Source organism: Dawidia soli (assembly GCF_018598185.1).
GTDB lineage: Bacteria > Bacteroidota > Bacteroidia > Cytophagales > Cyclobacteriaceae > Ohtaekwangia > Ohtaekwangia soli.
Window position 1 is genome coordinate 111,691 of sequence record NZ_JAHESC010000017.1, and the last position, 21,397, is coordinate 133,087.

The following is a 21,397-nucleotide window of genomic DNA, read 5'->3' on the forward strand; positions in this document are numbered from 1 at the left end:
CCATCGCGTTACAATCAAACGCTAATCGTGAAGCATGGCTAAAGCAAAGAAGGAGAAGAAAGTCTTCGTACTCGACACCTCGGTTATCATCTATGAACACAACTCCATCCTGAATTTTGACGAACACGACGTCGGTATCCCGATCACCGTGCTGGAGGAGCTGGACAACTTCAAAAAAGGAAACGACACCAAGAACTTCGAAGCCCGCGAGTTTATCCGGCTCATCGACAAGCTGGCCAAGGACCGCAGCCTGCAAGACTGGAACCCCATCAACGGCAAGGGCAAGGGTAACTTCAAGGTACTGATGGATACCCACAGCGCCGTAGACGCCAACAAGATCTTCAACGAAGCCAAAGCCGACCACCGCATCCTCAACGCGGCGCTCCAGCTGCAGAAAGAAGAGAAGAATAAGCGGGTCATACTCGTCTCCAAAGACGTGAACCTGCGGCTGAAAGCCAAGTCGCTGGGGCTGCAGGCAGAAGACTACACCACGGGCAAGGTACAGAACATCTCGTCGCTCTACAGCGGCCGCACGATCATCGATAACATCGATGCCAACCTCATCAACCTGCTCTACGAAAAAGGCTATTGCCCGCCCGAGGAGATCCTGGGTAAGCTGGCACCCGTAAAAAATCACTACTATATATTGAAGAGCGGCAAGAAGTCGGCGCTGGCCTACTTCAACCCCTTCAACGGCATGATGGAGCACGTAGAGAAACGCGCCGTGTACGGTGTCAAGCCGCGCAATGCCGAGCAAACCTTTGCCATACACGCCGCCCTCAAGCCCGAGATCAGGCTGGTGTCCATCCAGGGCGTGGCCGGTACCGGCAAGACGCTGCTGGCCCTGGCCGCCGCCCTTGAGCAGAAACGCGAATACAAACAGATATACCTGGCGCGCCCCATCGTGCCCCTCAGCAACAAAGACATCGGCTACCTGCCCGGCGACATCAAGTCGAAGGTGAACCCCTATATGGAGCCGCTGTGGGACAACCTCAAGTTCATCCAGAACCAGTACAACGAAACGGACAAGGAATACTCCAAGATCACCGAGATGATCAACCAGGAGAAGCTGGTCATCACGCCACTGGCCTATATTCGCGGACGCAGCCTCTCCAACATCTGCTTCATCGTAGACGAAGCCCAGAACCTTACGCCGCACGAGGTAAAGACCATCATCACACGCGCCGGCGAAAACACCAAGATCATCTTCACCGGCGACATCTACCAGATCGACACGCCCTACCTCGACTCACAGTCAAACGGACTGTCCACCCTCATCGACCGCTTACAAGACCACGAGCTCTACGCCCACGTGACCCTCGAGAAAGGCGAACGCTCCGAACTGGCCAACCTCGCCAACGAACTACTTTGAATCAGTGTGAGTGTGAACCCGATAGCCATCGGGTGTGAGAGCGACGGAAATATTGCCTGTCGCTTTCACACTTAACGCTGATGCTGATTCGTGTTGCTACAGTTATTCCTTTTTTCGGACGATATATTACATCTAATTCCCACAACAGGATTGAGGAAAAGGGAAACATATTAAAATCGAAGCAAAAAACATGTTTTCTCCGTCTGGCGCGGTATTGGTTGCTACCTGGGCACCCGACCAACCCAAACGGATAGAACGCTATGATACTAGGCTTTCTTTTCAAGAAAATGCCGTTGCGCAAGCAAGTGAGCTACCTCCAGAAAAAAGGAATTATGCTAGGCACCCGACTCAAGGGTGGGCGCACGATATATATCTATATGCTCCGCAATCTCTTTGTGGAAGTATACTTCAAAGACGATAATACAAACGAAACCCCGGAGAAGCTTAACATCCTCCGGGGTCTCCATACGTTGAACGAATACTTGGAGAAGGAATTTAAGACGACCTTCTAGTATTTACGCTTTCCTATTTCTTCAGGACTTTCAGCATGGTCTCGCCGATCTCGGCAGGCGACTCCACTACGTGAAGGCCACACTCGCGCATGATCTTCATTTTCGCCTCGGCGGTATCGTCCGCGCCACCGATGATCGCACCGGCGTGGCCCATTCTGCGGCCTGCAGGGGCCGTCTGGCCGGCGATGAAACCTACGACAGGCTTCTTGTTACCATTTTCTTTGATCCAGCGGGCAGCCACCGGCTCGTAGTTACCACCGATCTCGCCGATCATGACGATCGCGTCTGTCTCGGGGTCGTTCATCAGCAGCTCTACCGCATCTTTGGTCGGTGTACCGATGATGGGGTCACCACCGATACCGATCGCCGTAGAGATCCCCAGGCCGGCCTTCACGATCTGGTCGGCCGCCTCATACGTCAGCGTACCGGATTTCGACACGATGCCTACACGGCCTTTCTTAAATACGAAGCCCGGCATGATGCCTACCTTTGCTTCACCCGGCGTGATAACGCCCGGGCAGTTGGGGCCGATCAGGACTACGTCTTTTTTCTCTTTTACATATTTCTTCGCGCCCATCATGTCCTTCACCGGAATACCTTCGGTGATGGTGATGATCACTTTAATGCCGGCGTCAGTCGCTTCCAGGATGGCGTCGGCGGCAAAAGCCGGGGGTACGAAAATGATCGATACATCGGCGCCGGTTTTGTCGACCGCATCCTTTACGGTGTTGAATACTGGTCTTCCAAGGTGCTCTGTCCCTCCTTTTCCAGGCGTAACACCGCCTACTACATTTGTTCCATATTCAATCATTTGCCCGGCATGGAAGGTGCCTTCCGAACCGGTAAAACCCTGAACGATTACCCTTGAATTTTTATTGACCAGTACACTCATGGATGTTTAATTTTTAGGAAGCACAAAAATAGGATAATAAAACTTCCAACCAAACGTCCTACATTACACCTCGAAACGTGTTTTTTGCGCCAAATTTCGATTTTTTGGCGGGTCCGCGTCACTTTCCTGCTGTGTGCAGCCGCCACACGTGCGCTGCCTTCCGTCCATCCTCGCAAGGCGCCCCTCCAGTAGTATTTCCCTGTTTTTTCAACCCCTTTCATGCCTGCCTTTTCACCCGTATCTGGATTCCAAAAGCCTGTCAAAAGCCGGAATATCCAATAGATAACCAAGCTTTAACCAAAGGATAACCAATAGATATCCAATACCTATATAGGTATTGGATATCTATTGGTTATTCCTTTCTAAACATTCTAGTATTTCTTGCTATGACAGGCAGTTAGCATGCCTTTGACGGTCCTGGTATCCCCTGTACATGCAAAGAGGCCGCCCCGGAACTCCGGAGCGGCCTCTTTTATGGGATCGCTTGTAGCGGCTTATTTTTTCTTCTGGTCGGCCGGTTTCTTCAGGCCGTTGCCGATCAGGAATTCCTCGTAGCTCTGTTTAAAGTCGGCCACATTGGGTTCCAGCTTGATGGCATCCTGGTAGGCGGTGCCGGCGTCTATCAGCAGGCCGTTCTTTTCATAGAACGCCGCCAGCATCAGCTTGGCAATGGCCGTCTGCTCCTGTGTCTGGCCCGCCAGCTCGTTCTTAATACGCTCCTTGTCGGCTTTCGACAGGCGCTTCAGGGTATACGGGTCGGACTTCTTCGGCTCGGACTTGGACGACACTACGACGATGATGTTGTCTTCGTTGGCAAATTTCGCGTCGCTCAGGTCGATCGTCAGGTTGTTTTCAGCTGTTTCGATGGTTGCCAGCTCGTCGTCGAACATGCTATTGAACTTCACAACATAGGGGCCGGCCACTTTGTTATCCCAGCTGATCGTGATCACGTCGTTGTAGACCACCGGGTTCTTGGTCGGAATGGGGATGAACACCAGGAACTCGCTGCCGCGCGTTACGGCTCCCGTAGCCGCCAGGTTGTTTTTGCGTTCTTTGTTGGCGCTCAATACAAAATCGGTGTATTTGTTCAGCACGCTTGTGTTCCCGCTGACGCGGGCGGCCAGGTCGGCCACTTTGTATTTGCCCGGTTGCTTCAGCTCGAGCGTTTTACCGCTGACGTGCGCCAGGCCGATGTAGGCGTTCTCCGAGACCTTTACTTCGTCGGCTGACTTCAGGTTTGAGCCGACCTTGATCAACTGCCAGTTCTCACCGGCTTTTACTTCATTCTTGCCTTTGTTGACCAGTACCCGAAACGTATAGTCCTGGGCACTACCTTCCAATGACACGACCGCCAACAGGCCGATCAAAACCAACTTCAAAATTTTCATAGGGTGTTTGTTATGGGTTCTTTTTTGACAAAAGTAGAACAATAGGGTTATTGCTCCTAAACGCAAAAGCCACCCCCAGGGTGGCCTTCGACGTAAAATTTTTAATTATTTAATGTTTGATACCTGCGCGGATCAAATAATCTTCATACATGTCTTTATATTCCTGCACGTCCGGCGCCAGTTTAATAGCCGCTTCGTATGCAGCGATCGCATCGATCGGCAAACGTTTCTCCTCGTACAGTTGCGCCAGGATGATCTTGTTGATCGCCGTCTCTTCGGTAATGTCCTTGGCAACCTCGTCGATAGACGTCTTCAGCGCGGCGCGCTCCGCCGGTGTCAGCTTCTTGATCATCTTCTCAGCCGACTTCTTCGTAGGATCTGCTTTGGAGTATACTTCCAGCACGATGGCATTGTGGCCTGCGTATTTCTTGTCATCCAGGTCGATCTGTATCACCGGCTCGTTGGTCTCCAGCTTGGCTAGCTGCTCGCCGAACATGTCGTTGATGACCACGATATAGGGACCTTCTACTTTATTGGCCTCCCAGGTAATGACAGTCTTGGCACTGTTGTATACTGCGGGGCTTTCGGGCAGTTTGATGGTGATGGCCGTCGCTTCGCCGCGATGTACCGCCCCCGTGGCACTGAGGCGGTTCTTTTTTGCCTCCGCCGAGTTGTTGCTCATAATAAAGTCGGTGTACTTGCCGATCACGGTAGAGCTTCCGCCTACTTTGGCGGCCAGATCGGCTACTTTGTAGCTGCCGGGTTGTTTCAGCTCAACCGGTTTGCCGTTGGCGTGAACCAGGCCGATATACGAATTGTCCGAAAGTTTTAATTCGTCATCGCTTTTCAGCGTGGTGCCGGTGCGGATAGGCTGCCAGGCTTCATTGCCTGATTTTACCTCGTTTGCGCCCTTGTTGGCCAGCACTTTAAACGCATAGTTCTGGGCGCCTGCCAGGGTGGCAGACAGTAAAAAAATCGAAAAAAAGCTCAACTTGACAGTTTTCATGGGTTCTTGGTGTCCTGATGTAATGTTTATACTCCTTCCTTCTTAATGGTAAACCACCCGCGGCTTTTTATCGCAGAAAGTCCTACGCGCAGCACGCTGTGGTATAGTTCAAAGCACGTGCCCACCAACGCCAGCGCCGCCAGCGTGTATGTCAGATTAAGCTTGAAATTGAACCAGAGAAGGGCATAGATCATCAAAAACGTACATACCAAAAACTGCACCAATTGCACGACAATACTCAGCGCATCAAACCAAACCGGAATTTTCCTGTTTATATAGGTGAACAGCGCGACGTTCAGGAAACACACCAGAATCGCAATGGCGTACTCCTGCCAGGCCTCCAATTCTTCGATGTAGTCTTCGTCCAGGATCATGGAAATTACGTTGGCATGCACGACTACACCATACATGTCCGGGCGGGTCTTGCCGGCAAACTGTTTATTCAGGGGGGTAACAAATTTATCGTCCCATGAAGTATCCCTCATGTCGGCTCCCATAAAGCCGAACAGCACGATGCGGTCGGTGATAATGGTAGGTAAAAATGACGTAGTGTCGAACGGCTGATACCAGTCCAGGTACGTATACCGGCCGGAGAACTCGGGCGCGGACGCCTGGTACGGGTCGGGCACATTGCCGCGATAGTTTATTACCTCCGAGTGTTTTTGACGGGCCAGGAAGCGCCTGGTCTTAACCGAGTCATATACCATGGCGACGCGGGTGGAAAACGCCAACTCCGTCGTACCATCCTCCATAACCATGGAGGGGTTGAGGCGGCGGCATGCCTTCAGATCTTCCTGGTGATCGGCACCCGTTTCGAGATTCGCGAAGCCTTCGTACGAATTGCCGCGAATAAGATCGTCGGTGTGTTGTAGCGAGTCATAGCGGGCGACATCGTTGCCATATTTTGCCAGAAGCGCCTCGGATTGCTGCAGCTTGGTTACCAGCACAACGTTGCCCGCATCGGCGATCGCGCCGGCGAGCATCATGTTGCTGAGTGTGTCATACGCCAGTGGACAGCATACAGAGTCTATCGTACCGTCCTGGCAGCCGCCGCAGTTGAAGAACGCATCGATGGCAATGACCTTGGGTTTAAACTGGCTGATGGCGCGAATCTGCTCCGCGATCTCCGCGCGACTCAAGTTGCCAATGTTTATAATCGTGATATTCTCGTCTACCGGCGGCACCTCTACACGCAGGTTGGAGAAGGTGATGTCGGTCAGCTCCATGTCGCCGAGCGCTTTTCCGAGGGGGTCGAATACGTTAAAGATGTTGAACTGCGACACTTCCCGAATGGCGAGCAAGACCAGGAAAACGAAAAAGGTCGCAATGAGCGAGTCTGTCCAGAATTTACGCATGGCGGTAGGCGATGTATCAGGTAAATTTAGAAATTTACCGGTGCTTTACGAAAGCATGCCGTATGACACTCCGCAAGGCCCGCCCTACACCCGCTCAATTTGTTACCGGTATCCGGCAGGGTAACCGCGTTTTGCTGGGGCAGGCCATTACGTTGGTGGAGAGCACTTTGCCGGCCGACCAGGACCTTGCACATACATTACTGGAGCTGCTGCTGCCCTATACGGGCAACGCGATCCGTATGGGTATCACGGGGGTGCCGGGGGTCGGTAAAAGTACCTTTATCGAGACACTGGGAAAACACATCACCACGCTGGGTAAAACGCTGGCGGTACTGACCATCGACCCCAGCAGCCGGCTGACCGGTGGCAGTATTCTCGGCGACAAGACCCGCATGGAAGAGCTTTCGCGCAACCCGCGGGCTTTTATACGTCCTACCGCGGCCGGCGATGCGCTGGGCGGTGTCGCCCACCGCACCCGCGAAGCGATGCTGCTGTGCGAAGCGGCGGGGTACGAGGTGATCATTATCGAAACGGTAGGCGTAGGACAATCGGAGATCGCCGTGCGCAACATGGTCGATTTCTTTCTGTTGCTGATGCTGGCCGGCGCGGGTGACGAGCTGCAGGGTATCAAAAAAGGCATCATGGAAATGGCGGATGCCCTGGTGATCACCAAAGCGGATGGCGAGAATAAAAAGGCAGCGCGCGAAGCCCGTGGTGCCTATACGCAGGCTTTGCACCTGGTCTCGTCGCCGTCGGCCAACGAATGGACGGTGCCGGTGCTGACAGCGTCGGCGATAACCGGCGAAGGCTTTGCCGATACGTGGGCCACGATCGAACGCTACTGCGCCCATACAAAAGCATCGGGTTTCTTTCAGGCTACCCGCGGCCGGCAGAATATAAACTGGTTTGACGACTATTTTCAGCAACTGCTGCAGGCCGATCTGCAGGCCTCCGTACAGGCTATCCGCAGCGAGCTCGAGCAGGCGGTGGCCCGGCAGGAGTTATCTTCGCACGAAGCGGCACATCGTTTACTGCGGGCGTACCGCGATCAGGCTCGCGCGCTATAGCGGCACCAGGTCGCGGAACCAGAAATCGAGCGATGAGGGTTCGGGTTCGCCCGAGGCGGTTACTTTCTGAAACGTATAGGATCGCTTTACCACCTCTCCCGCCCAGAAGGACAACGGCGTTTTGAACAGCGGGCCATCGTATACCAGTGTGTGGAACTCGCCGTTCTCACCACAACAGTCTACGCCGGCGGGCAACGACGCGGCAAAGGAATGATCTACTGTTACCCCTAAGCGACCGGGCATGAACCACGACGCATTGGCGGAACAGAGTACGGTCTTATAGCCGGCGGTTAGAAAGTCGTTCAGTAATTTTTCGGAAGATATAGCCCATAACGGGTAGATCCCTTTCAGGCCTGCGGCTCCGAGCATGGCTTCGCGGTAGGCACGCAGGTCTTCGAGGAAGATGTCGCCAAAGACAACGGCTTCTATGCCCGTGGCGGTGCACTCGCGGTAGAAGTCTTGCATGAGTGTTTCGTAGGCGCCGTGATCGGGTGCTTCGGGCAGGTATAGTTTGTGGAGGGGTATATCGAGGCAGGCTGCTTGCTGGTCGATCAATTCTTCGCGTACGCCGTGCAGGCCCACGCGGCGGGTGGTGGCGCCGACGACGGTGTGCAGGTGTACGACGTTGTATTCGCCGGTCGCTAAAAGCTTGTGCAGGGCAAAGGTGGCATCTTTACCACCGCTCCAGCTGATCGTTACATTTTTCTTTGTCTGCTGCATACGCCCTTCACGACTGTACCCGATTGCTGTCTATTCTTTTTCCGGCTGTTGATTTACCGGCACCGTAGCGCCCTTCTTATGTCCATACGGACAGTGACGGCATCCGCGCCCGCAGCAAAAGCCCCGCTTGAGGAAAAAGGCCTCGGTAAAAACCATGAGGCCATTCTCCATGTAGTAATAGGGGCTGTTTTCTTCGGGCGCGGATTTATCCGTCACGTCGTCTTTCATTTCTTAAAGATAAATTGCGTGGGGCCAACGCCCGTCGCGAACGATGTTTTTGCGGTTCCATCGCTGCTATACACGTATGCTTCACCACTGGCTGCAAAGGACCGGGCATCGCCTACGTAAAAGTCGCCATTCTCCGGGTTTACGCCAAACGAATACAAGTCCGTTACATCTTCCGCCGTAAACAAGGGTGCAGTGGGGGCTGCTTTGGAATCGATCGACATGCTGTAGATATTGTTGCCACCTGTGAAATACAAGGTCTTGCCGTCGGGAGAAACCGCCAGATCGGCTCCAGCCTGGAAGTCGAGATGTATTTGCACGCCTGGTTCAAAATTCTTCACGCCAAAGCTCTCAAGATAGCTTTCCTCGGCACCATAGCCGCCCCGACAAATAACCCACAGTTTGTTATTCGCGTCCACGACCATGCCAGAAGGGCCAGGCGATACGGCTGCATCTCTGATCACTTCATTTCTGGTGGGGTCAATGACAGATACTATATGATTCGTCCCAAAGTTACTGATCGAGGCGAAGAGATAGCCACCGGCATACAGCAGCTCACCCACGCCCGGTCTAGTAGGTATGGTGTCCGTGATCGTCATCGTCTTGGCATCGGCTACTACAATAGAAGAATTCGTAAGATTGTAGTCTGTGTCGTAGGGCCCCCACACGCTGATGTATGCCTTACCGTTGATGATTGACATGTACTGAGGTTTATCAATGATGGCTGCCGCAACCGTCTTTTCACGCGCGAAGGTCGTGCTATTCGCTACTTCGATTGTATTACTGCCATTCACTACGAGGTACGCTTTTTCGCCATCCAATGTGATGGATTGTAGCACGTCGCCCGCAAAATCGCCAGCCGCGTTGCGAAATATATTCTGTGCCGTAGAGTCCTTCTCCGGATTGTAGTAGGTGACGCTGGCGTTTGCGGCCAAAAAGTTACCTTCGTTGGCGATCAGCACACCGGAGACAACCGACGCGCCCTTTTTGTCGCCGTCATCATCCGAACAGCCTTGAAACACCAGCATGATGCTGAAGGCAGACAGCCACAAGTACGATTTCATTTTCATTTCGATATGGAATTTAGTTGGTAATTAAGTTGCAGGGTGTAATACCGCCCGGGCATGGCGTAGGCGGCATATTGTCTGTATTCTTCGTCCAGCAGATTCTGCACGGAAGCTTGCAGCGTTAGCCCATGACGCCCCAGGGTTAATGTTCGTCCTACCGACAGGTCGATGCGCGAATAAGGATCTAAAGAATAGTCCGCTTCGTTCGCAAACAGGTAGTATCGTCGTCCACTATACTGGGCCTGCACGGTTGCGTTGTAATCACGCCACTGGCCGCGCAAATAACCCGATGCGGTCTGCTCGGGGGTATAAATCAACTGTCGATCCAGGGACGGATCATTCGGCGGTGCCTCGGTGGTGATGGAGCGTGTGTACTGATAATTGACACCGGCTATTACTCTTACTACACCCTGACATATCGGTCCATATACACGCACTTCGGCACCACGAACACGCACGTGGCGGACATTTCGCGGAATGTAGGCACCATCCACCGGCACCCATTGAAGCCATTGATCTACTTCCTGCGCGTACCAGGTATTGTCGACGGTCAGCCGGTGCCACGTCCACCGCCAGCCGGCCTCCGCGGCATAGCTCAGTTCCGGTTTCAGGTTCCTGTCCCCCGCATTCTTCCAGTATCGATCGTTGAATGTCGGCACGCGGTAATTGCGTGAGGCATTGCCGCGAAACGTAAACGTTGCAGCCGGTCGTTTTACAATGGTATATTCTACGCCGAGGTATGGTAGAAAAGGGGGCGAGAAACCCGTAACAACCGGTTGACGCAGGTTTAATGCCAGCGACAGGCGTGTGCCCACAGTTTTCTGCATGGACACCATAAAATCGAATCTATCTTCTTCTACCGGGTATTGTTTATACTCATCGATGTCCGCGCGAATGTGATTCCACTCGGCGCTGACCTCGGTGTGTATCCGCGCCGGCAATAAGAAGGCCTCTTTGACATTGCCCGTCCACCGGGTTATCAGGGCTTCCTTTTGGTAGACGATCACGTCCCGCACATAGCCCCCCGTAGCCGTAAACTGACGGTGTGGACCATCACTTTTATACTGCAGACTAAGCCGGTGATTTTTATCTTGTTGCGTATCGCTACTAAAATATTGACCGATGGGCGGCTGCACGTCGCGGTCGGCATCGTGATACCAGTAGTGCAAGGCCAGCGACTTTGAATCGGCTAGAGTATATACGATGTCTTGCAGCACGCCCATCTGCCGGAAGGCCGCATGCGGCTGACGCTCGTCCAGGGCATGTATTTTAAAGTCATTTTCGCTTTGCACATGGTAGACCTGCGTATGCAGGTTCCAGCGTCCGGCGGTGATTCCGCCGCCTGCTTCGGTGGTATATTGACCGAAGCTCCCGACGACCTGTGCGATGTGAAATATTTCCTGCGACGGTGCCTCCGGCGAGGCCAACAGTACGGTGCCGCCCAGCGCACCGCTGCCATAGCGAGCGCTCCCGCCACCGGCGTGTACCTTGACAGAACCAAACGCGGAAGCCGGCAAAATGGAGAAGTCAGCCTGGCCGAGCGAGAAGCTATTGATGTTTATCCCGTTCCACAACACGGCGGTATGTTGTGGGGCGGTTCCGCGCAGGCTAATGCCGGAGATCATACCTTGACCATAGCTTCGAAAGTATACCGGCAACTGTGTGGCCAGTACGTCGCCGAGATGGCTTCCTCGCTGCTGGCGCAGCAATGCCGAGTCGACAGTAGTAAAGGAGGCTCCCGCCAGGAAGCGCTCATCGGGTATACCGTACACTTCTACCGAGTCCAGCACGGTTGCCGCCTGTTGCGCAAAACAGGACACGCTGGTGAGCACGCTCACGACTATAAGAATACCTACTCGCATGATAGTTCTTCGACCACTATACTTCTGACCTTTCACCCGAAAGTCGGAAGCCTGAAAACAGATTTTAGTATCACGGCAGGTCTCCTGGCTCACCCGGCTTTTGCTTACCTTCTCATCCGCCAGGGGGCGGACAATGGCATTGCAGAACAAAAGTTTAAACTCCGCCAGGAGCAGCATACAGCCTGGCAGACCGGGATTACAGTTGCGGGGACAGCTCCGGATTTGATCGTAGATCGCACCGGTATTCCCTTTTGATCTTCTGCGGTTGCAAACAGCGGAAGAACCGTGAATCGGGTGCGAACTTAATTATTTTCTTAACATTGCAGCCATGTATCGCGTAATCATTTTCGTGCTGGTGCTTTCCCTGACGGGCTGCCGCCGCCCGGCCGCCGACCAACCCGCCGCTGTTTCGCAACCTTCACAAACGTTATTGAAGTATGCCCGGGGCTTTACGGTGGCCTACGACGGGAACATCAAGACGGTGACGGTACTGACGCCTTTTCAGGGGGCATCCAAGGGCTTTACCTATTTGCTGGTGCCCCGGGATGAAGCGGTGCCGGCACATGCTGCCGGGGTAAAGGTGATCCGCACGCCGCTCTCTTCCATCGTGTGCACGTCTACGTCACATATACCGTTGCTGGACTATCTCGGCGAAACCGACAAGCTGGTGGGCTTTCCGTCCACCGACTATATCAGTTCCGAGAAGATGCGCCGCCGTGTAGACGCCGGCCTGGTAAAAGACCTGGGTGTCGACAGCGGTATAAACTTAGAGCAGCTGGTCGTGCTGAAGCCGGGTATGTTGATGGGCTATGCACTAAGCAGCGACTACGGGCAATTCAAGAAGATGGAAGACCTGGGCGTGCCGGTTGTCATCAATGCAGAGTACCTGGAAAAACATCCGCTGGGCCGTGCCGAGTGGATCAAATTCATGGCGCTATTCTTCGGCCAGGAGAAACGTGCCGATTCGGTTTTTCAGGTTATTGAAAAAAGTTACCTCGAGGCAAAGGCTGTTGTCGATACGGTCAAGACCCGGCCCACCGTGCTCAGCGGCATTGTGTATGGCGATGCGTGGTTCCTGCCGGGCGGTCAGAACTATGCAGCCCGCATTCTTAATGACGCAGGCTGTCAATATCTGTGGGCGGCAGATTCATCGGCTGGTTCGTTGAAACTGAGCTTTGAGCATGTCTATGAAAAAGCGCACAACGCCGACTTATGGATTGGGGTGGGCTCTTACCAAACACTGGAGGCACTGCGCACCGGTGATCATCGCTACGCGCAGTTCAAGCCGGTGACCACCCGGCAGGTGTACACCTATAATGCGCGCATCGGCGCACGCGGCGGCAGCGAGTTCTTAGAGCTGGGGTATCTGCGCCCCGATCTGATTCTGCGCGACCTCGTGAAGATCGGGCATCCCACATTGCTACCCGAACACACGTTGTACTTCCATGCGCCGCTGCAATAGTGTACGCGCCTGGCGGCGACCATCGCCTTAACAATTCGCTGCAGAATAGCGCCAGTATGCGCACGACCTTTTAACTTTGTTGGTGATGAGGATCGTGAGCCGCTTATTGTATTGCTGTCTGCTGATATTTTTTCTTTCGGAGGCTGCCTACGCCGGCATGGCCGAAGAGCTGTCGGTTTTTGAAGAGAATGGAAAGGTGGGTCTGAAAGACGACCACGGCAAGGTGCTGATCCCGGCGAAGTACGACGCGCGGGGATGGAGCGACGGCCGTTTTTCGGTCATTGACCAGGCCATCGGTTATAAGCTGAACGGTCGCTGGGGTCTGATTAGCATCAGCAACCACATCCTTACTAAAAACGAGTACGAAGAGATCCTTCCCGGCGATGGCTCCGTGCTCATTGCCCGCAAGCAGGTGCAACCCAACGCGCTGCGCGTGGCCACAGGCTGTCTGAATACCTCGGGCAAGGAGATCATCTCGTTTCAATACGACGGTGTAAAGCTCGCTTCGCTGCGGGCCATTGTCTTTGGTAAGAGCGGCAACACCTATAAATACGGTCTGTTGTCGCTGGACAACCGTACGATCATTCCGCAACAGTATCAAAGCATCTATCCCATCGGCAGTCTGCGTTTTGCCGTCGAGAACTTTGATGACAAGATCGCGATCTTCACCGAGACCGGCCGCCAGCTCACCGGCTTTACGATCGACCGCATTGCGCCGTTCACCAAACGCTACGCCACCCTCTACCAAAACGGCATGCAGGGTGTGATCGACCGCGACGGACAAATTAAAGTACAGCCACGGTACCGCGGCATCGCCATTCTGGAAGACGGCACCATCAAAGCGCGCGAAGCCGACGAGTGGCAATTCCTGAACGGCCAGAACAAGCTCACGCAAAAGGTACAGGCCGATGCGTTGTATCCCGTGGCAACAAACCGGTTGAAGGTGATGCAGGGTGGCGTGCTGCAACTGACGGACCTTTCGCTCAAGCCCCTGTCGCCGCAACCATACACCACGATCGGTGAATTCGAAAACGGTAAGGCCCTGGTATCGGTACAGGGAAAATACGGCGTGATCGATCTGTCAGGCCGTACACTTATTCAACCGGCACACGACAGCCTGGTGCTGTTGTTTACGCACCATCGTGCGTTGGCAGGCCAGCGACAGGGCGGCAAGTACAGCTGGACCCTGATCGACACCACCGGCACGCGCCGGTCGTCGAAGTCGTACGACAACATCGACCGCTTCGACGGCACCTATTTTGTGGTACGCGCCCGTGGGTATGCCGGCACCATGGACCTGGCCGGGCGCGAGGTCGTTCCCTGCACGTATGACTCGGTGCTGCAAACCAAAGACAACCTGCTGGTGGTAAAATTTCGCGGGCAGTATGGCATCATCAACCAGCGCGAAGAGTGGATCGTGACGCCGCGGTTGTCGAAATTGTTTTTACTCGGGCACGACCGCTACATCGAGCAGACCACGCGCACACGCTTCCTGAAGTCGCTCGATGGCAACGTCATTTATTTTACAGAGAACCCGCTGACCTATTACCCCGACTATATCCTGGAACTGTTGCCGTCGGGCACGTTGTGGAAGATCGATATGAACGGCCGCATTGCCGACCGCCGGGTGTTTCCCTCCGAATCCCTGGAAAAGATCTATGAAGAAAGCGAGGGGCTGCGGGCGATCCGCAAGAACGGCAAGTACGGGTTCATCGACAACCTGGGGCGGTTGCGCATTGCCAATCGCTACGAGGGTGTGAAACAATTCAGCGAAGGGCTGGCCCCGGCCATGATCCGCGGGCATTGGGGTTTTATCAACCACGACGACCAGATCGCCATCCAGCCGGTGTACGACGAGGTGTCGGGATTCCAGAACGGCTTTGCGCTGGTCAAACAAAAAGGTCTTACCGGCATTGTCGATAAAACGGGCCGGCTGTTGTTGCCGGCCCGCTATGAAGATATTACCGTATTGCCTACGCGCAACCTGCTGATCCGCAGCAACGGCCTGGTGGGCCTGGCGGGCAACACGGGCAAGATCCTGATCCAGCCCAAGTACCAGCACCTGGAAGACACCGGCAAGGGCTTTGCCATTGTCGAGCGCGACGGTATTTATGGCGTCATCACGCTGCAAGGCATCAGCACGGTGCCGATGGTGTACGACACGATCGTGTACGATCCTTTCAACAACGTCTTCCTGGCGTTGAAGAAGTCGCCCTGGCAAAACCTGACGGTCAACTGATCATGCGATGTTGGCCGAGAGGCGGGCAATGACCACCGGTCGTTGTTCGCGGTGGCCGCAATAGCCGCAGCGATAGTGCTTTATCAGCATCCCTTCGTCTGACAGGGTGGGTTCCTGCGCAATGTCTTCGCTATGGATCTTGAGGGTGAAGTAGCCGCACTCCGCGCACTCTTCGGCGTGCTGGTAGGCGGTATATTTTTCAATCTTTTTGTAGCCTGTTTTATCATCCAGCCAGATGTCGTAGTCAATGGAGTGCACCTTGCCGTCTTCCATTTGTTCTTTCTCCAGGTGATGCTCTTCTTCGGACTCGGCCAGCTTGCGCATGATGTTACCGTCAGGCGACGTACGCGGCGTATTGCGCAGTTTGTACAGGCGGCGTTCAAGCTTGCCGGGGTAGTAGACCCGCACCAGGCTGAAGAAGACAAAGTACGCAATGATCACAAAGCTTACCGATATGAACAGACGCACATAGAACCAGCGGTGGCCTTCTTCCTGTATGGCCTGTGAGCCGACGGTATTGCCAAAGAAAGCCGCCGCCAATACCACCATCATAACCGAGTACCAGAAATACCGGACCTCGTGCAGGTTTACATAGTCATACTTCGCTTTGTAGTCTTTTAGCATAAAGATGCGAAGCTCATGATACGCCAGGAGCAAAATGGCCAGGCCCATGCAGACCGCCGCACCAGCATACATGTACCCGTGCCATGAATCCAGAAAAGAAGACGTGATTTCCATAGACGCTGAATGTTTATGTTTCTAAAGAAATATAGGAAAAAAACGCGTTATTTTCTCGTTTCAAACGGTGTAGAAGGTACACCCGTACCGTTCAGCGCCGCAATTTTAATTCTTGTTTTTTGCGGATGTATTGTAATATTGCGGCTTAACTAACACCACATCGGTTTAATTTATAAGCTATGGCTAACAACTTACTGAAAGGCAAACGCGGCATCATTTTCGGTGCACTGGATGAGAACTCCATCGCCTGGAAAACAGCGCTGAAAGTAAAGGAAGAGGGGGGTGTGTTCACCCTGACCAACGCCCCCATTGCGATGCGCCTTGGCAAGATCAACGAGCTGGCAAAGGAATGCAATGCGGAAGTTATTCCGGCAGATGCCACATCTGAAGCAGACCTGGCCAACCTCTTTACCAAATCCATGGAGGTATTGGGTGGCAAGATCGACTTCGTGCTGCACTCCATCGGCATGAGCCCCAACATCCGGAAGGAGAAGCCCTACGGCGACCTGAACTACGAGTGGTTCCAGAAGACCCTCGACATCTCGGCGCTGTCGTTTCACAAGGTGCTGCAGACCGCCGAGAAGCTGGACGCCCTCAACGAGTGGGCATCGGTGCTGGCCCTGAGCTACATCGCTGCGCAACGTTCCTACCCCGACTATACCGACATGGCCCAGGCAAAAGCCATGCTGGAGTCGATCGCCCGCAGCTATGGCGCACGCTATGCCAAGCTGAAGAAAGTGCGTGTCAACACCATTTCACAGTCGCCTACGCGCACCACGGCCGGCTCGGGCATTTCGGGCTTCGACGTGTTCTTTGACTTTGCCGACATGATGTCGCCGCTGGGCAACGCTTCCGCGGAAGATTGCGCCGCCTACATCACGGTCATGTTCTCTGACTTTACCCGCATGGTGACCATGCAGAACCTGATGCACGACGGTGGGTTCTCTTCTTCGGGTATCACCGAGGATATCGTCGAGCGTCTCAGCAAATAATATCGTTACGGGCCTGGCGGGATACCCGCCAGGCTTTTTTTTAAACCTCCGCCGGTCATGGTCGCCTTCCCGCCTTGTAAGATCAATCTGGGTCTCCACATTCTCTACAAACGAACCGACGGATACCATGCGCTGGAGACCTGCTTCTATCCGGTGCCCTGGACGGACATCCTGGAGGTGATCCCGTCCGACACGCTGGCTTTCTCACAGTCGGGTGATGCCATTCCCGGCGATCCCCACGACAACCTCTGCCTGCGGGCCTACCACCTGCTCCAAAAGGATTTCCACCTTTCGCCGGTACGCATCCACCTGCATAAGATCATCCCGACCGGGGCCGGCCTGGGAGGTGGTTCTTCTGACGGGGCGTATACGCTGCGCCTCCTGAACGACTTGTTCAACCTCCACCTTACGCCCACGGCGCTGGCCGCCTACGCCGCACAATTAGGCAGCGACTGCGCATTCTTTACCCAGGACGCCCCGCAGCTGGGCACGGGCCGGGGAGAGATCCTGACCCCCATAGACCTCTCGTTAAAGGGCAAGTTCCTGGTGCTGGCCAAACCACCTATCCATGTTTCTACCGCGGAGGCCTATGCCGGCATAACACCCGCGGCACCGGCGACCGGTCTGACGCAAACCCTGACACAGGTACCCCTGGCAGCCTGGAAAGGACAGCTGCACAACGACTTTGAGCCCTCCGTTTTTGCACGGCACCCTTCCATCGAAGCCCTGAAGGAAAGATTGTATCGCGCCGGCGCCGTCTATGCCAGCATGAGCGGGTCGGGCGCGGCCGTGTTTGGCATTTTCGACAAAGGTGTGGACCTGGCCTTTGATGCGGGCGTCGTGCACTGGTCGGGGGTGCTGACCCGATAGTATATATCCCCTACGGTACTGCTTTTTTGCCGCCGGGCACCGTCTGTGTGTCGGTCATTTTTATCTTTGCCGCTTTCTTGTAATTTTAGTATTAACTGTAACCGAAAGCATGAACTACTGGCTGGTAAAAAGTGAACCGAGCGTATACTCGTTTGATGACCTGGTGCGCGACAAAAAGACGGGATGGGACGGTGTGCGCAATTATGCGGCACGTTTGAACCTGCGGGCCATGAAGAAAGGCGACCTGGCCTTTGTGTACCACAGCATGGAAGACAAGGCCATCGTCGGCATTGCCCGCATCACCAAGGAAGCGTACCCCGATCCGAAAGATGAAAACTGGGTGGCGGTGGAGCTGGCGCCGGATAAAAAACTGAAAAAACCGGTGACCCTTGCACAAATCAAAGCCGACAAGCGTTTAAAGGATATGGCGCTGGTGAAACTGTCGCGCCTTTCGGTGCAGCCCGTTAAGAGAGAAGAGTTTGACATGGTCATAGCCTTAAGCGAAGAAAAATGAAAAGAAATGTATCCTGTTCGTGGTGGATGTTGGTCTTGCTGACCGTCCTGATCGCCCCCGCCGGTACTGGCTGGGCGCAGGTGCAGCAGCCCCACCGCTTTGAGCGGGAGCAAAAGAATTCCGACGATTATTACAATGTCATCTCCCTCAAGCAAGAGGGACTGGCCCTTTACCGCGAGCGCGATAAATACAAAAACAACAACCGGATCTGGGAGCTGTTGCTGCTCGACACCGCCCTGCAGGAAAAGCGCGTGGTGGAGCTCGAGATCAAAGAGCGGTATAAGATGATCGGCTATGAAGTCGTGCCGGGGAACCTGTACTTTTTGTATCGTACCGGAGAGACTACCCGCAACGACTTCGAGCTGGTGCACATTACGCTGGCGTCGGGCGAATCCACGCGGTATTCCATCAAGCCCGACCTCGACTTTAAGCTAACGCACTTTTGCAAGGCGGACGGCAGTTTTGCTTTTGGGGGGTATGTCAACAACGAACCGGCTATCTTTTTATACAAATTGTCGACCGGCAACATCAAGGTGGTGCCGGGGTTCTTCCAAAAAGATACCGAGCTGGTAGACCTGCGCACCAACCAAAACGGCACGTTCAACACCGTGACGATCGACCGGGGCACGAAAGGAGAACGCAACATGATGTTCCGCACGTTCGACGGCGGCGGCGAGCTGCTGCTGGAAGATCGCGTGCCGATCGACGAGAACCGCACGCTGCAGACGGGCATCACCAGCACGCTGGAGCGGGAAGACCTGGTGCTGATGGGCACCTGGGGCGAGCGCAACTCCAAGCAATCCAACGGTTTTTACTCAGTCGTGGTGGACCCTTTCAACGAGCAGAAGAAGATCCGCTACGTAAGCTTTGGCGAGCTGACGCATTACCTGGAATACCTCTCGCCCAAGCGCATGAAGAAGATCCAGGAAGATACCCGGGCGGACCTGGCCGACAACAAGATCCCGAACTACATCAACTACGTGATGCCGTTCAAGCTGAACGAATACCGGGATGGCTACTTGCTGCTGGCAGAAGTGTATACACCTTCCAGCAACCTGAATCCATATTACAGCAACCCGTATTATTATAACCCATATTCCTACAGTCCCTATGGTACATATGGCATGTATGGGCCGGGATATTATTATCCGGGCATGGGGCGTATGTACCGTCCGTATGCCTATGGCAACAACGTCAAAAACAACGACGACATTAAAAGCAGCGAAACGGTACTGCTGGCGTTCGACGCCACCGGCAAGGTGAAGTGGGACCACAGCCTGAAGCTGGAAGACATCAAGCTGCCCTCGGTGGAGCAGGTGGCGGACTTCAGCCTGAACAACGGCCACGTGCACATGCTCTATAAAAACGAATCGGACCTGATGGTAAAGTCCATTCCGTTAAAAGAAGACACTACGCAGCTTTTACAAGAAAAGATCAAGCTCCTCGACCCGGTGGACGAAATACGTTCGGAGAAAAGCGGCGAGGGAAGTGTGCGACACTGGTACGACAACACCTTTTATGTATGGGGCTATCAAACCATCCGCAACGTTGCCCGGAGCACCGATCGCGTGCGTGACGTGTTCTACATCAACAAAGTGGTGGTACATTAACCTGTTCTTTTGGCTGGCGGCCACGGTTTGCCAGGCACAGGTAGAGCAATCTGCCCGGTACGAAATTCCTATGCTCGGCTTTGGTCAGCAATTCGAGATCGTGCCCGCGCACCAGAACGGCCTTTTTTTATACCGCCGTCTCACGGGCATTCCCAACGAGCCCAACGACCAGTTTGAGATCCAGAAGCTGGACACGGCCTTCAACGCCACGTGGCACGGCTACCTGGCCGTACAGAAGAAATACCTGCTGGTGGGACGCAAAGCCGACGCCGACTATCTATACCTGCTGTTCCACTACGTAGACTTCAGCCGCAACGACCTGGAGATGTTCGCGCTGGAGCAGGGCACGGGCCGGTATATACGCCACGTCATAAAGAACTTTATTCCTTTCAGCCCGTCGGAATTTCAAGTGACGAAAGAAGGTGTTTTGCTCGGGGGGTATTTCAACAAGATCCCCGTGGTGATCTTTTATTCTTTTCACACGCAGAAGTCGCGGTTGCTGCCGGGGCTCCAGAACGACATGGGCGAGCTTACGCACATCAAGGTACACGCCGACGGCACCTTTGACGTGCTGGTGAGCGCGCGGAACCTGCAGGGCACACGCACGATCTGGGTGAAAAGCTACACCGCGCAGGCAGACCTGATGCGCAACCTGCCGCTGGAGCCGGAAGACAACAAGAACCTGATCTTTGCCCGCTCGCTCAAGACCGCCAACAACATGCAGGTGATCGCGGGCGTGTATGGGTCGCGTAACACGGAGTATTCCAAGGGCATCTTCATTGCCAGCATCGACCCGTCGGGGCTGCAGCAGATCCGATACTACAACTTTGGCGACCTGCAAAACTTCTTCAAATACATGAAGGCGGGGCGCGAGAAGCGTGTGCGCGAGCGCATAGCGCGGCGGCGCATCCGCGGCAAGAAGATCCGTTTCAACTACCGGTTCCTGGTGCACGAGCTGGTGCCTTACAAAAATCAGTATGTGCTCCTGGGTGAGGCGTTTTACCCGCACTATACCTCGGCGGGCGCGGGCTATTCCGGCTTTTTTATGCCCAACACCCTGGGCCGCGGCAACTACATTCGCGACGGCCGCGTCTTTGACGGCTACAATTACACCCACGCCGTGGTAATGGGCTTTGACAACGACGGCAACCTGCGGTGGGACAACAGTTTTGAGATCAACGACGTCAGAACCTATACGCTGGAGCAGTTTGTCAAGCTGGAGCCCCACGCCGACAAGATCAACCTGCTGTACATGTTCCGCAACGAGCTGCGCACCAAGATCATCCAGGGCAACGAGGTGCTGGAAGGCAAGACGTCGGAGATCATCCGCACGGGCCGCGAGAATGAGATCACGCGGGCGGACGAGAGCAACGCCTCCCGGCTGGATTACTGGTACGGCAACTACTTCTACGCCTACGGCGTCCAGGAGGTGTTTAGTCCCGAGTCGGGCAAGCGCAAGGTCTTTTTCATCAACAAAATCAGCAGCCGGTAGCCGGGGCAGGCGGT

At 54.4% G+C, this 21,397-nt stretch carries 19 protein-coding genes and 1 riboswitch; of the genes, 10 read left to right on the top strand and 9 right to left on the bottom strand.

Features of this window, described 5'->3' with window-relative positions; all coding sequences use genetic code 11:
- Positions 1–34 precede the first annotated feature (34 nt).
- Positions 35–1,372, top strand: a complete 1,338-nt coding sequence (locus tag KK078_RS13330; RefSeq protein WP_254090777.1) for a PhoH family protein — start codon at positions 35–37, stop codon at positions 1,370–1,372.
- A gap of 260 nt (positions 1,373–1,632) precedes the next feature.
- Positions 1,633–1,884 carry a hypothetical protein gene (locus tag KK078_RS13335; protein ID WP_254090778.1) on the top strand — a complete coding sequence of 84 codons (252 nt, stop codon included), beginning with the start codon at positions 1,633–1,635 and terminating at the stop codon, positions 1,882–1,884.
- Positions 1,885–1,897: 13 nt separating this feature from the next.
- On the opposite strand, the gene sucD is transcribed toward KK078_RS13335, so the two are convergent.
- From sucD to KK078_RS13355, 4 genes are all read right to left on the bottom strand, one after another.
- Positions 1,898–2,776, bottom strand: a complete 879-nt coding sequence (sucD, locus tag KK078_RS13340) for a succinate--CoA ligase subunit alpha (protein WP_254090779.1) — start codon at positions 2,774–2,776, stop codon at positions 1,898–1,900.
- 494 nt (positions 2,777–3,270) lie between these two features.
- Positions 3,271–4,164, bottom strand: a complete 894-nt coding sequence (locus KK078_RS13345) for a hypothetical protein (protein WP_254090780.1) — start codon at positions 4,162–4,164, stop codon at positions 3,271–3,273.
- Between the two features lie 109 nt (positions 4,165–4,273).
- Positions 4,274–5,170: a hypothetical protein gene (locus tag KK078_RS13350; RefSeq protein ID WP_254090781.1), complete on the bottom strand. Its 897-nt coding sequence runs from the start codon at positions 5,168–5,170 to the stop codon at positions 4,274–4,276.
- Positions 5,171–5,196: 26 nt separating this feature from the next.
- Complete coding sequence (locus KK078_RS13355; protein ID WP_254090782.1) at positions 5,197–6,525, bottom strand: CHASE2 domain-containing protein; 1,329 nt, start codon at positions 6,523–6,525, stop codon at positions 5,197–5,199.
- A 62-nt stretch (positions 6,526–6,587) separates the two neighbouring features.
- Here KK078_RS13355 and meaB point away from each other — a divergent pair, with 62 nt between their 5' ends.
- Entirely contained in the window at positions 6,588–7,592 is a 1,005-nt protein-coding gene (gene meaB, locus KK078_RS13360) for a methylmalonyl Co-A mutase-associated GTPase MeaB (RefSeq protein ID WP_254090783.1), read from the top strand.
- Here the strand turns inward: meaB and KK078_RS13365 are convergent.
- The 4 genes from KK078_RS13365 to KK078_RS13380 are packed head-to-tail and all read right to left on the bottom strand — an operon-like array spanning position 7,587 to position 11,466.
- The gene (locus KK078_RS13365; protein WP_254090784.1) at positions 7,587–8,312 is read right to left on the bottom strand and encodes an adenine nucleotide alpha hydrolase; all 726 of its coding nucleotides are present in this window, start codon (positions 8,310–8,312) and stop codon (positions 7,587–7,589) included. The two genes, meaB and KK078_RS13365, sit on opposite strands and share 6 nt — an antisense overlap.
- Before the next feature lie 30 nt (positions 8,313–8,342).
- The gene (locus KK078_RS13370; RefSeq protein ID WP_262898676.1) at positions 8,343–8,540 is read right to left on the bottom strand and encodes a DUF5522 domain-containing protein; all 198 of its coding nucleotides are present in this window, start codon (positions 8,538–8,540) and stop codon (positions 8,343–8,345) included.
- Positions 8,537–9,607, bottom strand: coding sequence for a DUF5074 domain-containing protein (locus KK078_RS13375; RefSeq protein ID WP_254090801.1), 1,071 nt, complete (start codon positions 9,605–9,607; stop codon positions 8,537–8,539). The genes KK078_RS13370 and KK078_RS13375 overlap by 4 nt, the downstream gene beginning before the upstream one ends.
- On the bottom strand, positions 9,604–11,466 hold the full coding sequence (locus KK078_RS13380) for a TonB-dependent receptor (RefSeq protein WP_254090785.1): 1,863 nt from the start codon (positions 11,464–11,466) through the stop codon (positions 9,604–9,606). The genes KK078_RS13375 and KK078_RS13380 overlap by 4 nt, the downstream gene beginning before the upstream one ends.
- Positions 11,467–11,523: 57 nt before the next feature.
- Positions 11,524–11,769: riboswitch (cobalamin riboswitch) on the bottom strand.
- Positions 11,770–11,794: 25 nt separating this feature from the next.
- Between KK078_RS13380 and KK078_RS13385 the strand changes: the two genes are divergently transcribed.
- Complete coding sequence (locus tag KK078_RS13385) at positions 11,795–12,928, top strand: ABC transporter substrate-binding protein (protein WP_254090786.1); 1,134 nt, start codon at positions 11,795–11,797, stop codon at positions 12,926–12,928.
- 85 nt (positions 12,929–13,013) lie between these two features.
- Positions 13,014–15,167: a WG repeat-containing protein gene (locus KK078_RS13390; protein ID WP_254090787.1), complete on the top strand. Its 2,154-nt coding sequence runs from the start codon at positions 13,014–13,016 to the stop codon at positions 15,165–15,167.
- Here the strand turns inward: KK078_RS13390 and KK078_RS13395 are convergent, their stop codons facing one another.
- Positions 15,168–15,905: a hypothetical protein gene (locus KK078_RS13395; protein ID WP_254090788.1), complete on the bottom strand. Its 738-nt coding sequence runs from the start codon at positions 15,903–15,905 to the stop codon at positions 15,168–15,170.
- A 179-nt stretch (positions 15,906–16,084) separates the two neighbouring features.
- On the opposite strand from KK078_RS13395, the gene KK078_RS13400 reads away from it, so the two are divergent.
- The 5 genes from KK078_RS13400 to KK078_RS13420 all read left to right on the top strand — a co-directional run bounded on the left by KK078_RS13400 (position 16,085) and on the right by KK078_RS13420 (position 21,383).
- Entirely contained in the window at positions 16,085–16,897 is an 813-nt protein-coding gene (locus KK078_RS13400) for an enoyl-ACP reductase FabI (RefSeq protein ID WP_254090789.1), read from the top strand.
- A 57-nt stretch (positions 16,898–16,954) separates the two neighbouring features.
- A complete protein-coding gene (gene ispE, locus KK078_RS13405) occupies positions 16,955–17,767 on the top strand; it encodes a 4-(cytidine 5'-diphospho)-2-C-methyl-D-erythritol kinase (protein WP_254090790.1) in 813 nt (270 codons plus the stop codon).
- Between the two features lie 109 nt (positions 17,768–17,876).
- Positions 17,877–18,281 (top strand): EVE domain-containing protein, encoded by a 405-nt coding sequence (locus tag KK078_RS13410; protein WP_254090791.1) that lies wholly within the window; start codon positions 17,877–17,879, stop codon positions 18,279–18,281.
- The gene (locus tag KK078_RS13415; RefSeq protein ID WP_254090792.1) at positions 18,278–19,891 is read left to right on the top strand and encodes a hypothetical protein; all 1,614 of its coding nucleotides are present in this window, start codon (positions 18,278–18,280) and stop codon (positions 19,889–19,891) included. The genes KK078_RS13410 and KK078_RS13415 overlap by 4 nt, the downstream gene beginning before the upstream one ends.
- The gene (locus KK078_RS13420; RefSeq protein ID WP_254090793.1) at positions 19,854–21,383 is read left to right on the top strand and encodes a hypothetical protein; all 1,530 of its coding nucleotides are present in this window, start codon (positions 19,854–19,856) and stop codon (positions 21,381–21,383) included. The genes KK078_RS13415 and KK078_RS13420 overlap by 38 nt, the downstream gene beginning before the upstream one ends.
- The last annotated feature ends 14 nt before the right edge of the window (positions 21,384–21,397 follow it).